Source organism: Streptomyces sp. 549 (assembly GCF_030124175.1).
Classification (GTDB): Bacteria; Actinomycetota; Actinomycetes; order Streptomycetales; family Streptomycetaceae; genus Streptomyces.
In genome coordinates this window covers 346,671-359,172 of sequence record NZ_JASKMT010000003.1, presented here as the reverse complement: position 1 = coordinate 359,172, position 12,502 = coordinate 346,671, and the positions used below count along the sequence as shown (strand labels likewise).

At 72.8% G+C, this 12,502-nt stretch carries 13 protein-coding genes and 1 tRNA gene; 13 read left to right on the top strand and 1 reads right to left on the bottom strand.

The genetic code is table 11. From position 1 onward, the window contains the following. Positions 1–75: 75 nt before the first annotated feature. The 12 genes from QNO07_RS05855 (at position 76) to QNO07_RS05800 (ending at position 11,420) form a co-directional block, all read left to right on the top strand. Positions 76–453, top strand: a complete 378-nt coding sequence (locus tag QNO07_RS05855) for an NADH-quinone oxidoreductase subunit A (protein WP_283990460.1) — start codon at positions 76–78, stop codon at positions 451–453. After that, a complete protein-coding gene (locus tag QNO07_RS05850; RefSeq protein ID WP_502961780.1) occupies positions 444–1,160 on the top strand; it encodes an NADH-quinone oxidoreductase subunit B in 717 nt (238 codons plus the stop codon). The genes QNO07_RS05855 and QNO07_RS05850 overlap by 10 nt, the downstream gene beginning before the upstream one ends. After that, a complete protein-coding gene (locus QNO07_RS05845) occupies positions 1,157–2,254 on the top strand; it encodes an NADH-quinone oxidoreductase subunit C (protein WP_283990459.1) in 1,098 nt (365 codons plus the stop codon). The genes QNO07_RS05850 and QNO07_RS05845 overlap by 4 nt, the downstream gene beginning before the upstream one ends. Continuing rightward, positions 2,254–3,210, top strand: coding sequence for a complex I subunit 1/NuoH family protein (locus tag QNO07_RS05840; RefSeq protein ID WP_283990458.1), 957 nt, complete (start codon positions 2,254–2,256; stop codon positions 3,208–3,210). The genes QNO07_RS05845 and QNO07_RS05840 overlap by 1 nt, the downstream gene beginning before the upstream one ends. 5 nt (positions 3,211–3,215) lie before the next feature. Further along, entirely contained in the window at positions 3,216–3,845 is a 630-nt protein-coding gene (locus QNO07_RS05835) for a NuoI/complex I 23 kDa subunit family protein (RefSeq protein WP_283990457.1), read from the top strand. Next, positions 3,842–4,399: an NADH-quinone oxidoreductase subunit J family protein gene (locus QNO07_RS05830; RefSeq protein ID WP_283990456.1), complete on the top strand. Its 558-nt coding sequence runs from the start codon at positions 3,842–3,844 to the stop codon at positions 4,397–4,399. Before QNO07_RS05835 ends, QNO07_RS05830 begins: the two co-directional genes overlap by 4 nt. Continuing rightward, the gene (gene nuoK / locus QNO07_RS05825; RefSeq protein WP_283990455.1) at positions 4,399–4,770 is read left to right on the top strand and encodes an NADH-quinone oxidoreductase subunit NuoK; all 372 of its coding nucleotides are present in this window, start codon (positions 4,399–4,401) and stop codon (positions 4,768–4,770) included. Before QNO07_RS05830 ends, nuoK begins: the two co-directional genes overlap by 1 nt. After that, positions 4,767–6,779: an NADH-quinone oxidoreductase subunit 5 family protein gene (locus tag QNO07_RS05820; RefSeq protein ID WP_283990454.1), complete on the top strand. Its 2,013-nt coding sequence runs from the start codon at positions 4,767–4,769 to the stop codon at positions 6,777–6,779. Before nuoK ends, QNO07_RS05820 begins: the two co-directional genes overlap by 4 nt. Positions 6,780–6,782: 3 nt before the next feature. Next, on the top strand, positions 6,783–8,360 hold the full coding sequence (locus QNO07_RS05815) for a complex I subunit 4 family protein (RefSeq protein ID WP_283990453.1): 1,578 nt from the start codon (positions 6,783–6,785) through the stop codon (positions 8,358–8,360). Then, the gene (locus tag QNO07_RS05810; RefSeq protein ID WP_283990452.1) at positions 8,357–9,865 is read left to right on the top strand and encodes an NADH-quinone oxidoreductase subunit N; all 1,509 of its coding nucleotides are present in this window, start codon (positions 8,357–8,359) and stop codon (positions 9,863–9,865) included. The genes QNO07_RS05815 and QNO07_RS05810 overlap by 4 nt, the downstream gene beginning before the upstream one ends. A gap of 293 nt (positions 9,866–10,158) precedes the next feature. After that, a complete protein-coding gene (htpX, locus tag QNO07_RS05805; protein ID WP_283990451.1) occupies positions 10,159–11,022 on the top strand; it encodes a zinc metalloprotease HtpX in 864 nt (287 codons plus the stop codon). Then, complete coding sequence (locus QNO07_RS05800) at positions 11,019–11,420, top strand: YccF domain-containing protein (protein WP_283990450.1); 402 nt, start codon at positions 11,019–11,021, stop codon at positions 11,418–11,420. The genes htpX and QNO07_RS05800 overlap by 4 nt, the downstream gene beginning before the upstream one ends. A 157-nt stretch (positions 11,421–11,577) precedes the next feature. On the opposite strand, the gene QNO07_RS05795 is transcribed toward QNO07_RS05800, so the two are convergent. After that, positions 11,578–12,066: a YajQ family cyclic di-GMP-binding protein gene (locus tag QNO07_RS05795; protein ID WP_283990449.1), complete on the bottom strand. Its 489-nt coding sequence runs from the start codon at positions 12,064–12,066 to the stop codon at positions 11,578–11,580. A 187-nt stretch (positions 12,067–12,253) separates the two neighbouring features. Between QNO07_RS05795 and QNO07_RS05790 the strand changes: the two genes are divergently transcribed. Beyond that, a tRNA-Tyr gene (locus QNO07_RS05790) sits at positions 12,254–12,335 on the top strand. Positions 12,336–12,502: the final 167 nt, after the last annotated feature.

Below are 12,502 nucleotides of genomic sequence, written 5' to 3'. Positions count from 1 at the left end.
CCGGGAGCAGGCCCTAGACTCCCGTGCGTACAGATCGACGAACGCCCACCACAGCGACACGGACCCTAGGGACGGATGGACGTGCCGGACTACTTCCACGGCTACTCGGTCGTCGGGCTGGTCGCCGTGGTCGGGGTGCTCTTCGTGGCCGTGGCCTTCGGGTCCGGCCGCCTGCTCCGGCCCGTCGTGCCGACGCGGGAGAAGATGCTGACGTACGAGTGCGGCGTCGACCCCGTGGGCGACGACTGGGCGCACACCCAGGTCCGCTACTACGTCTACGCGTTCCTCTACGTGATCTTCGCCATCGACTCGATCTTCCTGTTCCCCTGGGCCACGGTGTTCGCCGCGCCCGGGTACGGCGGAGCCACCCTGGTCGAAATGTTCATCTTCCTCGGCTTCCTCGCCGTGGGTCTGCTGTACGCATGGAAGAAGGGCGTCCTCACATGGGCGTGACACCGCTCGGCCTGCCTGGTCCCGCCCCGGACGCCGGCTCCCCGCCCTCCGACGCGCCCGCCCGCCTGGGCGTGCTGTCGCGGCTCGCACCTCAGCCGATGAAGGTCGTGCTCAACTGGGGCCGCCGCTACAGCCTGTGGGTGTTCAACTTCGGGCTGGCCTGCTGCGCGATCGAGTTCATCGCCGCGTCCATGTCCCGCCACGACTTCATCCGGCTCGGCGTCATCCCGTTCGCGCCCGGCCCGCGCCAGGCGGACCTGATGGTGGTCTCCGGCACGGTCACCGACAAGATGGCCCCGGCCGTGAAGCGGCTCTACGAGCAGATGCCCGAGCCGAAGTACGTCATCTCCTTCGGCGCCTGCTCCAACTGCGGCGGGCCCTACTGGGACTCGTACTCCGTCACCAAGGGCGTCGACCAGATCATCCCCGTCGACGTCTACGTGCCCGGCTGCCCGCCGCGCCCGGAGGCGCTGCTCCAGGGCATCCTCACGCTCCAGGACCGCATCGCCCACGAGTCGCTGGCCGACCGCTACGCCGCCCCGGGCGGCGGGCCGTCCACGGCCGCACTCACCAGCGGCCTGGTCAGCCCGCCGCCCGCACCCGCGGCTGAAGCACCGCCTGCCCCGGACGCACCGCCTGCCCCGGACGCACCGCCTGTCTCGGGCGCACCGTCTGCCCCGGACGCACCGGCGGAGGACGGACGATGACCGAGCCCACCGCCGAGGACCTGCTGCCGCAGCCGGTCGAGGAGCTGTTCGGGCCGGACGCGACCGCCGCACACGCCTACGGCCTGCTGACCGTCGACGTGCCCGCCGCAGACTGGCCCGGCGCGATGGAGACCGCCCGCACCGCGCTGGGCTGCACCTTCTTCGACTGGCTGAGCGCCGTCGACGACGGCGAGGCCGGCTTCCGCATCTGCGCCCACCTGGTCGCCCTGCCCGCCGCCGACGGCTCGGACGCGGACGCCTCCGACGGTCCGGACACGGCCGGTGCGCCGGGCGGACTGCGGCGGCTGGTGCTGCGCACCACCGTGCCGCACGACGCGCCCGCCCTGCCGACCGTCACCGGCGTCTTCGCCGGTGCCGTCTGGCACGAGCGGGAGACGCACGAGATGTTCGGCGTGGAGTTCACCGGCCACGACGCGCCCGCGCCGCTGCTGCTGCCGGACGGCTTCGAGGGCCACCCGCTGCGCAAGGACTTCGTGCTGGCAGCCCGCGTCGCCAAGGCGTGGCCGGGCGCGAAGGAGCCGGGCGAGTCCTCGGCGGCGGCCGGTCACGGCGGCCCCAAACGCCGCCAGATGCTGCCGCCCGGTGTGCCCGACCCCAACGAGTGGGGCCCGCTCAAGGGCCAGCTCCCGCCGGCGCCCGCGCGCCCCGCCCGGGGCCGCGCGGCGGCGGGCGAACGCCCGCCGCGCCGCACCCGCAGCGCCTCCGCAGGCTCGGCCAGCCAGCAGCCGTCAGCACCGGCGGCCGACGCCGCCCCGCCCGCGGCCGCCCCGGCAGCCACGCCCGGAGCTGACGCCGCCCCCACGCCATCGGGGCCCCCACGCCGGTCCGCGCCGCCCGGCCGGTCCGCCGACGCACCCTGGCACGACCCCCAACCCGCCTTCGGCGAGCCCGCCGGCCCGCAGGAGGCGAAGCCCGCCCGCGAGCCGGACGCGACACCCGAGCCGTCTCCCGCCCCCGAGCCGTCCCCCGCCCCCGAGCCGTCCCCCGCCCCCGAGCCGGGGAGCGGCGCGGGCCAGGCGGACGGTGCCGCCCCCGAGCCCGAGCGGCGGCAGCGCGCAGGGGAGGAGGACTGATGGAGTTCTTCGACGTCGCGTGGCGGCTGCTCGCGGTCATGGTGGCCTTCCTGACCCTGCCGCTGCTCGTGGGGCAGGCCGAGCACAAGGTCATGGCCCACATGCAGGGCCGGGTCGGGCCTATGTACGCGGGCGGGTTCCACGGCTGGGCCCAGCTGGTCGCCGACGGGGTGAAGTTCGCGCAGAAGGAGGACGTCGTCCCGGCCGCCGCCGACCGGCGGGTCTTCCAGCTCGCGCCAGCCGTCGCCCTGGTCCCGTACCTGGTGGTGCTCATCGCCATCCCCATCGCCCCCAACGGGGTGGTGGGGCAGGTCGTCGACGCGGGCATCTTCTTCGTGCTCGCGGTGCTCGGCGTCGGCGTGATCGGCCAGGTGATGGGCGGCTGGGCGTCCGCCAACAAGTACTCGCTGCTCGGCGGCATGCGCACCGCGGCCCAGCTGATGGCCTACGAACTGCCGCTGCTGCTGAGCGCCGCGTCCGTCGCCATGGCCGCCGGCACGCTGTCGCTGCCCGGCATCCTCGACGCGTGGCAGTGGTGGTGGCTGCCCTGGCAGCTGATCGGCGCGTTCGTCTTCTTCACCGCCGGTGTCGCGGAGCTGCACCGGCCGCCGTTCGACGCGCCGTTCGCCCCCGAGGAGATCATCTTCGGCCCGCTCACCGAGTACGGCGGGCTGCGCTTCGCGCTGTTCATGCTGTCGGAGTACGCGGGCATCGTCGTGGTGTCCGCGCTGACCTCGGTACTGTTCCTCGGCGGCTGGCACGGCCCGTGGCCGGACCAGCTCGGCTGGCTGTGGATGCTGCTGAAGACCGGCGCACTGAGCTTCCTCGTCATCTGGATGCGGGTCGCCTGGCCCCGGCTGCGTGCCGACCAGATCCAGCGCTTCGCCTGGACGGTACTGGTGCCCCTCGCCCTCGCGCAGATCGCGCTCACCGGCGTAGTGAAGGTGGTGTTCTAGACGTCATGGGCCTTCCCGGCTCCGGTCTGGCCAAGGGCCTGGCCGTCACCCTGCGCACGATGACCCGTCGTTCGGTCACCGCGCACTACCCGGACGTCCAGCCCGAGCTGCCCGCGCGCAGCCGCGGTGTCATCGGGCTGTTCGAGGAGAACTGCACGGTCTGCATGCTGTGCGCGCGCGAGTGCCCCGACTGGTGCATCTACATCGACTCGCACAAGGAGACGCTGCCCGCCGCCGCCCCCGGCGGCCGGGAGCGCAGCCGCAACGTGCTGGACCGGTTCGCCATCGACTTCTCGCTGTGCATGTACTGCGGGATCTGCATCGAGGTGTGCCCGTTCGACGCGCTGTTCTGGTCACCGGAGTTCGAGTACGCCGAGACCGACATCCGCGAGCTGACGCACGAGCGGGACAAGCTGCGCGAGTGGATGTGGACGGTTCCCGAGCCGCCGCCGCTCGACCCGGCGGCCGAGGAGCCCAAGGAGGTCGCCGCCGCCCGCAAGACCGCCGACAGACTCGCCGCCCAGCAGGCCGAGGCAGCCGAGCAGACCTCGCAGGCCGAGCAGACCGGCGAAACGACCCCGCCGACCGGGCAGGCCGACCAGGGCCCGCAGGCCGGGCAGGGGGACGAGGCATGAGCGCCGCCGTGACCCTCGCCGCCGAGTCACCCGGGTTCCTGTCACCCACCGGCGTGGAGATCGTCTTCCTGCTGGTCGGAGCCGTCACCCTGGGTGCGGCGATCCTCGCCGTCACCACCCGCCAGCTGGTGCACGCCGCGCTGTGGCTCGTCGTGGCGCTCGGCGGCATCGCCGTGGAGTACCTGCTGCTGACGGCCGAGTTCATCGCCTGGGTGCAGGTCCTCATCTACGTCGGCTCGGTCGTCGTACTGCTCCTGTTCGGCCTGATGCTGACCAAGGCGCCCATCGGCCGGTCCGAGGACGCCGACTCCGGCAACCGGCCCGTGGCGCTCGCCGTCGCGCTCGCCGCCGCCGTCACCCTGGTGACCGTCGTCGTCGACGCCTTCCGCTCCACCTACCTCGACCTCGGCACCCCGCAGGGCGACACCGCCACCATCGGCGAAGCCCTCTTCCGCCACTGGGTGCTGCCCTTCGAGGCCCTGTCGGTGCTGCTGCTTGCCGCCCTCGTCGGCGCCATCGTGCTCTCCTCCCGCCGGAAGAAGGAAGCACGCTGATGCATCTCGCCTACCCCGCGGTGCTCGCCGCCCTCCTGTTCTCCGTCGGCCTCTACGGAGTGCTCGCCCGCCGCAACGCGGTCCTGGTGCTGATCTCCGTCGAGCTGATGCTCAACGCCGTCAACCTCAACCTGGTCGCCTTCGACGTGTGGCTGCGCGACACGCTGCACGCCGGCCAGACCCTCACCCTCTTCACCATCGCCGTCGCCGCCGCCGAGATCGGCATCGGCCTGGCGATCGTGCTCCAGGTGCACCGCAACCGCGGCAGCTCCGACCTCGACCGGCTGCGCGACCTCGCGGAGGAACCGCCCGGCACCGCCCCGCAGCCGCCGCACGGCACCGACGCGCAGAAGGCGGAGGCCACCGCGTGACACTCACCACCCTCGCCGTGCTCGTCCCCCTGCTCCCGCTGCTCGGCGCCGCCGCCGGTCTGCTCCTCGGACGCCGCGCCCCCGGCTTCGTCCGCCCGCTCGCCGTGCTGCCCACCGCCACCGCCGCGGTGCTCGCCGTCGTCGTCGCCGTCCGGCAGGGCGGTGGCACCGGCGACCAGGCCGTGACCGCCGCCGTCCGGCTCACCGGCACCGGCAACAGCGCGCTCCCCGTCGAGCTGGCCTTCCACCTCGACGGCTTCGCCGTGCTCGTCGCGGTGCTCGTCGCCGTCGTCGCGACCTGCGTGCAGATCTACTCCACCGGCTACCTCCACGACGACCCGCGCTACGCCTCCTACGCGGCGCTCGTCTCCCTGTTCACCGCAGCCATGCTGCTCGTCGTCTACAGCGACGACCTGATCGTGCTGCTCGTCGGCTGGGAGGTCATGGGCATCTGCTCGTACTTCCTCGTCGGCCACTACTGGGAGACCGCCGCCGCCCGCGCCGCGTCGCTGAAAGCATTCCTCGTCACCAAGCTCGGCGACGTGCCGTTCCTCATCGGCATCCTCGCCCTGGGCTCCGAGGCCGGCACCTTCCGCATCAGCACCATCACCACCCGCCTCACCTCCAGCCTGTCCGACTTCCAGCTCGACCACCCCACGCTCATCGCGCTGCTGCTCCTGGCCGGCGTCGCGGGCAAGTCGGCGCAGTTCCCGCTGCACACCTGGCTGCCCGACGCGATGGCCGGCCCGACACCGGTGTCCGCCCTCATCCACGCCGCCACCATGGTCGCGGCCGGCGTCTACTTCATCGCCCGCCTGCTGCCGGTCTTCACCGCCTCCTCGGCCGCGCTCGTCGTACTCGCCGTCATGGCCGCCGTCACCATGGTCGGCTCCGCGCTCGCCGCGCTCGCCCAGGACGACGTCAAACGGGTGCTCGCCTACTCGACCGTCGGCCAGCTCGGCTACATGGCCGGCGCGCTGGCCGTAGCCGACCGCGGCGCGGCCGTCTTCCACCTCGTCTCGCACGGCGCGTTCAAAGCGGTGCTGTTCCTCGGCGCGGGCGTGCTCATCCACGCTGCCGGCACCAACTCGCTCGCCGCCATGTCCCGCATGCGCGGCCTCGCCAAGCGCGCCCCCGACGCCTACTGGACGATGACCGTCGCGCTGCTCGCGCTCGCCGCCGTCCCGCCCTTCGCCGGCTTCTTCTCCAAGGAAGCCGTACTGGCCGCCGCCGAGCACGCCGCACTCGACCCGGCGGGACCGGTACCCGCCTCCGCCGGCTGGCTGGTCCTCACCGCCGGACTCGCCACCGCGCTGCTCACCGCCGCCTACGCCGCCCGCCTGTGGCTGCTGGCCTTCCACGGCCGCGGCGAACCCGCTCCCGACCACGGACGGCAGCCGCTCAGCATGAACGCCGTCCTGTGGGTGCTCGCCGTGCCGTCCCTCGCCTTCGGCCTGCTCTACGGCCGACTGCCCGAGTGGTTCGGCGGCGGCAGCCTCGACCCCACCCTCACCACCACCGTGCTCGGCACCGCCGCCGCCCTCGTCGGCGGACTCGTCATGGTCGGCGCCTGGCGGCACACCGCCGCCCGCGCCGACCGGGTGCCGATGGGCGCCGTCGCCGCCCACCCAGGCGCCGACCCGGCCGTCTCCGAGGCGGAGGCCATCGCCAGCCACCGGCCCGCCTACGGCAGCGCCGCCGCCGCGGCCGACCCCGCCGACCCCGGCCGCCTGCTGCTCGGCCCGCTGCACCGGCACGCCGCCACCGGCTTCCACCTCGACGCGCTCTACGACCGGCTGTTCACCGCGCCCGTCCGCGGCGCCGCCCGCCTGGTGCGCTTCCTTGACCGCGAGGTCGTCGACAGCTACGTCACCGGCGCGGGCACCCTGCCCGGCTGGCTCGGCAGCGCCGTGCGCCGCGCCCAGACCGGCAACGTGCAGACCTACCTGAGCGCCCTGCTCGCCGGCTCCCTCGTGCTGGTCATCGCCGTCCTCGTCGCCGGAGCGTGAGCTGTGCCCGTCCTCAACGACACCGTGCTCCAGCTGCTGCTGCTGGCCGTCGTCCTGCTGCCGCTGCTCGGCGCCGCCGCCGCACTGCTGCCCGCCCCGCCCGGCCTGCGCGGCAGCAGCCCCGACCAGGCGGTACTGCGCCACGGCGTGACCGTCACCGGCCTCGTGCTGCTCGCCTCCCTGGTCCTCGCCGCCGGCTTCGACCACGACCGCGCCGGCCAGATGCAGGCCACCACCGACATCAGCTGGATCCCCGCCCTCGACATCCGGCTGCACTTCGGAGTGGACGGCATCTCGCTGCCGCTGATCGTGCTCACCGCGCTGCTGACGTTCCTGTGCGCCCTGCACACCTACGCCCGGCGCGGCGACGGCGGACCCTCACCCAAGGCGTTCGTCGCACTGCTGCTCGTCCTGGAGACCGGCACGCTCGCCACCTTCGCGGTGCTCGACCTGATGCTGTTCTTCCTCGCCTTCGAGATGGTCCTCATCCCGATGTACTTCTTCATCGCGCGCTGGGGCGGCGCCGGACGCGAGAAGGCCGCGTGGAAGTTCATCCTGTTCACCCTCGTCGGCTCCGTCGTGATGCTGCTGGGCCTGCTCCTCGTCGGCCTGGAGGCCGGCACCTTCGACATGGTCGCCCTCGCCGAGCAGCAGGGCGCAGGCCTGGCCCGCGGCACCCAGCTGCTCGCGGTGCTAGCCATCGGCATCGGCCTCGCCGTGAAGACGCCCATGTGGCCGCTGCACAGCTGGCTGCCCGACGCGCACACCGCCGCCCCCACCGTCGGCTCGGTGCTGCTCGCCGGAGTGCTGCTGAAGATGGGCACCTACGGCCTGGTCCGCATCGTGCTGCCCATCGCCCCCGAAGGCGCCCACTACTTCGCGCCCTACCTCGCGGCGTTCGCCGTCGTCGGCATCCTCTACGGCTCGCTCGCCTGCCTCGCCCTCGTCCGGCAGGGCGCCGGCGGCGACCTGAAGCGCCTCATCGCCTACTCGTCCGTCGGCCACATGGGCTTCGTGCTGCTGGGCATCGCCACCCTCACCCGCGGCGGCGTCAACGGCGCACTGTTCGCCAACCTCGCGCACGGCCTCATCACCGGCCTGCTGTTCTTCCTCGTCGGCGCGCTCAAGGACCGCACCGGCACCACCGACCTCGACCAGCTGGCCGCAGGCGGGGGAGCCGCCCTCTACGGGCGCTCGCCGCGCTTCGGCGGCCTGCTCGCCTTCGCCGCAGTCGCCAGCCTCGGACTGCCCGGCCTGGCCGGCTTCTGGGGCGAGATGCTCGCCCTGCTCGGCGCCTACCATCCCGCCGACGGCCTGAACCGGCCCGCCTACCTGGTCTTCATGGCAGCCGCCGGCTTCGGCACCCTGCTGACCGCCGCGTACCTGCTGCTCGTGGTCCGCCGCGTCTGCATGGGCGACCGGCCACCGGCCGACGCCGCCCTGCCCGACGTGCGCCGCCACGAGTACGCCGCCTGGACCCCGCTCGTCGTCCTCACCCTGCTCGCCGGGCTCTGGCCCGCCCTGATCCTCGGGCTCACCGACCCGGCCGTGCAGAACCTCCTGCCAGGAGTCAGCCGATGACCGTTACCGCCGCGGACGTCATCCAGTCCGTCGACTGGCAGGCGATCGCCCCGCCCGCGCTCACCGCCCTGGCCGGACTGCTCGTCCTGGTCGCCGACCTGTTCCTCGACGAGCGCCGCAGACCGCTGCTCGGCTGGTTCGCCACCGGCGCCCTCGCGGTCGCCTTGCTGACCCTGCTGCCGCTCGCCGGCGCGGACCGCAGCACCTTCTGCCTCACCACCGACCCCGCCCTGTGCAGCTACACCGCCGACAGCTTCGCGCTCGCCCTGCAACTGCTCGTGCTCGGCGGCGCGCTCGTCACCGCCCTGCTGTCCATCACCACCGTGCGCGACAGCGCCCTGCCGGCCGGCGAGTACTGGTTCCTGCTGCTGTCCTCCGCGGCCGGCGCGGCACTGCTGCCCGCCGCCCGCGACCTGGCGACGCTCATCATCGCCCTGGAGGTCGCCTCCCTGCCCGCGTTCGCCCTCGTCGCGCTGCGCCGCGGCGACCGCAAGGGCTCCGAGGCGGCACTGAAGTTCTTCCTGTCGTCCGTCGTCGCCACCGCCGTCACCCTCATGGGCGTCAGCTTCGTCTACGCCACCACCGGCAGCCTGCACCTCGCCGCCATCGCCGACGGCCTCGCCGACGTCGACCCGGCCCTGTCCACGCTGGCCACCGCGGGCGTCGCCCTCACTCTCGTCGGCTTCGCCTTCAAGACGGCCGTGGTGCCGTTCCACTTCTGGGTCCCCGACACCTACGTCGGCGCCCCCGTCCCCGTCGCCGCCTACCTGTCCGTCATCGGCAAGGCCGTCGGCTTCGGCGGGCTGATCCTCGTCACCGTGCACGCCTTCCCCGCCTACTCCGGCACCTGGGGACCCGCGCTCGCCGTCCTGGCGGCCCTGACCATGACCGCCGGCAACGTCGCCGCGCTGCGCCAGCGCCCCGACGCCGACCGCAGCGCGGTACGGCTGCTCGCCTGGTCCTCCGTCGCGCAGGCCGGCTACCTCATCGTGCCGATCGCCGCAGCCGCCACCGCCGACGACCCGCAGCGCGCCGTCGGCGCCACCGTCGTCTACGCGCTGATGTACGCGGTGGTCAACCTCGGCGCGTTCGCCGTCGTCGCACACGTAGGCCGCCGGGCCCAGGACAACCGCGTCACCGACTACCGCGGCCTCTACGCCGCCCACCCCGTCGCGGCCCTGGCGCTCGGCTTCTTCTTGCTGTGCCTGGCCGGACTGCCGCCGGGTGTCATCGGGCTGTTCGCGAAGGTCACCGTCTTCGCCGCCGCCGTCGACGGCGGCCTGGGCTGGCTGGCGGCCGTCATGGCCGCCAACGTCGCCATCGCGCTCGTCTACTACCTGAAGTGGACCGCGCTGCTGTTCCGCCCGGCCCCCGAGCCCGCCCCGGCCCGCCAGCCGTTCACCGTCCCCCTCACCTGCGCCCTCGCCCTCACCGCAGCCCTCGCGGTGGCGACCTCCGGCGCGCCGCAGCTCCTCCTCCGGTTCGTCAACGTCACCCTGCTCTGACACGCCCGGGCGGAGTGCTCACGGGCGCCTGCGGGTGCTCACTGGTGGTTGTCGGGTGCTCACGGGGCCTGCGGCCCTCTGCGGCCGTCTGCGCGCGGTGCCCTGCCTGGGCCGTCCTGTACTGCCCCGCCCCCTCCGTACGCCACCGACCTGGGACGGGCCGCCGCCGTGCGCCGGCGCGCGGGGAACCTGCATCCGCCGGGCGGCGTTGTCCCTCCGTGGGGTCCGCCGAACAGGCGAGCCACCCCCATCGGACATCAGGGTTGCTCTGCTGCACCACTGGAGGGCGTACCGTGCACGGCCGACACAACGGATTGCGGACGGCGCTGCTGCTGGGCGCCATGAGCGCACTCATCCTCGTCATCGGCAGCCTCTTCGGCCGCACGGGCCTCGTCGTCGCCCTCGTCGTCGCCCTGGGCACCAACGCCTGGGCCTACTGGAACAGCGACCGCCTCGCGCTGCGCGCCATGCGCGCCCGGCCCGTCAGCGAGTTCCAGGCCCCGCAGCTCTACCGCATCGTGCGGGAGCTCTCCACCGCCGCCCGGCAGCCCATGCCGCGCCTCTACCTCTCGCCCACCCAGGCACCCAACGCGTTCGCCACCGGCCGCAACCCGCGCAACGCCGCCGTCTGCTGCACCGAGGGCATCCTGCACCTGCTCGACGAACGGGAACTGCGCGGCGTGCTCGGGCACGAACTGAGCCACGTCCACAACCGCGACATCCTCATCGCCTCCGTCGCCGGCGCGATGGCGTCAGCGGTGCTCTTCGCCGTCAACTTCGCCTGGCTGATCCCGTTCGGCCGCTCCGACGACGACGAGGGCCCCGGGCTGCTCGGCATGCTGCTGGTGATGATCCTCGGGCCGCTCGCCGCGACCCTCATCCAGCTCGCGGTGAGCCGCTCCCGCGAGTACGAGGCCGACGCCGCGGGCGCCCAGCTCACCGGCGACCCGCTCGCCCTGGCGTCCGCCCTGCGCAAACTGGAAGCGGGCACCGACCGGCTGCCGCTGCCCCGCGAGCCCCGCCTGGAGACGGCCGGCCACATGATGATCGCCAACCCCTTCCAGCGCCGGACAGGCGCCTCCCGGCTCTTCGCGACGCACCCCCCGATGGCCGAACGCATCGCCCGACTCGAACGAATGGCAGGCTGGCGCCCGTGAAGACAATCCTCAACATCCTCTGGCTCATCTTCTCCGGCGTGTGGATGGCGATGGCCTACGCGGTGGCCGGACTCATCTGCTGCATCCTGATCATCACCATCCCGTGGGGCATCGCCTGCTTCCGCATCGCGGTGTACTCGCTCTGGCCATTCGGCTACCGGGTCGCGCCCAAGGCCGGCGCCGGAATCGCCTCCGGCATCGGCAACATCATCTGGCTCGTGGTGGCCGGCATCTGGATCACGCTGGGCCACCTGGCCGCCGGTATCGCGTTCTGCGTCACCATCATCGGTATCCCGTTCGGCATCGCCCACTTCAAGATGATCCCGGTGTCGCTGATGCCGCTGGGCCGCGAGATCGTCCCCACCGACGCCCCCACCTATCCTGCCTACCGCTGGTAGCCGCCCGCAGCGCGCGTCGTCCGCCGCTGCGGCCGTGCCGCCGTTGTGCCGCCGCTCGGCGGCGGCACAACGGCATGGGCGGTGCCGTGCGGACAGCGGTGGTCCGCGTTCAGCGGTGGTCCGCGTTCAGTGGTGGTCCGCGTTCAGCGGTTCACGCTCAGCGGTAGTTCACGAACTGCAGCGCGAAGTCGAAGTCCCTGCCCTTCAGCAGGGCGATGACCTCCTGCAGCGCGTCCCGGCTCTTCGCACTGACCCGGAGCTCGTCGCCCTGGACCTGCGCCTTGACGCCCTTGGGGCCCTCGTCCCGGATGATCTTCGCGACCTTCTTGGCGTCCTCCTGCGAGATGCCCTCCTTCACGGAGGAGAAGATCTTGTACTCCTTGCCGGAGGCCTGCGGCTCGCCCGAGTCGAGCGCCTTCAGGGAGATCCCGCGCTTCACCAGCTTGGTCTGGAACACGTCAAGCACGGCGTTTGCGCGCTCCTCGGAGTTCGCCTTGATCTCGATACGCTCGCCCGACCAGGCGATGGAAGCACCCACGCCCTTGAAGTCGTACCGTTGCGAGATCTCCTTGCCGGCCTGGTTGAGCGCGTTGTCGACCTCCTGCCGCTCGACCTTCGAGACGATGTCGAAACTGGAGTCGGCCATCGTGAGTTGGCTCCTCGTACGTAGGGTGATCAGGGAAGACGGCCCACCCCGGCGGGCCGCGCGCCCCGCAAGCCTAGCCGCGCCGCCCCCGGCCCGCCCCGCCCAGAACCGAGTGGCGAGGCACCCCCCACCATCGGGTAAGGTTTACCCCGTTGCCACGGAGCACGGCTCCCGGCAGCCATTCCCAGGCGGTGTGCCCGAGCGGCCAAAGGGAGCAGACTGTAAATCTGCCGGCTCAGCCTTCCCAGGTTCGAATCCTGGCGCCGCCACACGGAAGCAGAACGGCCCGTGACCTGCGTTGATCGCAGGTCACGGGCCGTTTCTGGTATCTCCGGCCTCCTGTGCCGGCACTGCGACGCTGACCCTTCCGCGTTCCCCGGCCGTCCCCGGTGGACGCCCCGTGGACGCCCGGTGGACGAGGACGGTGGAGGACATC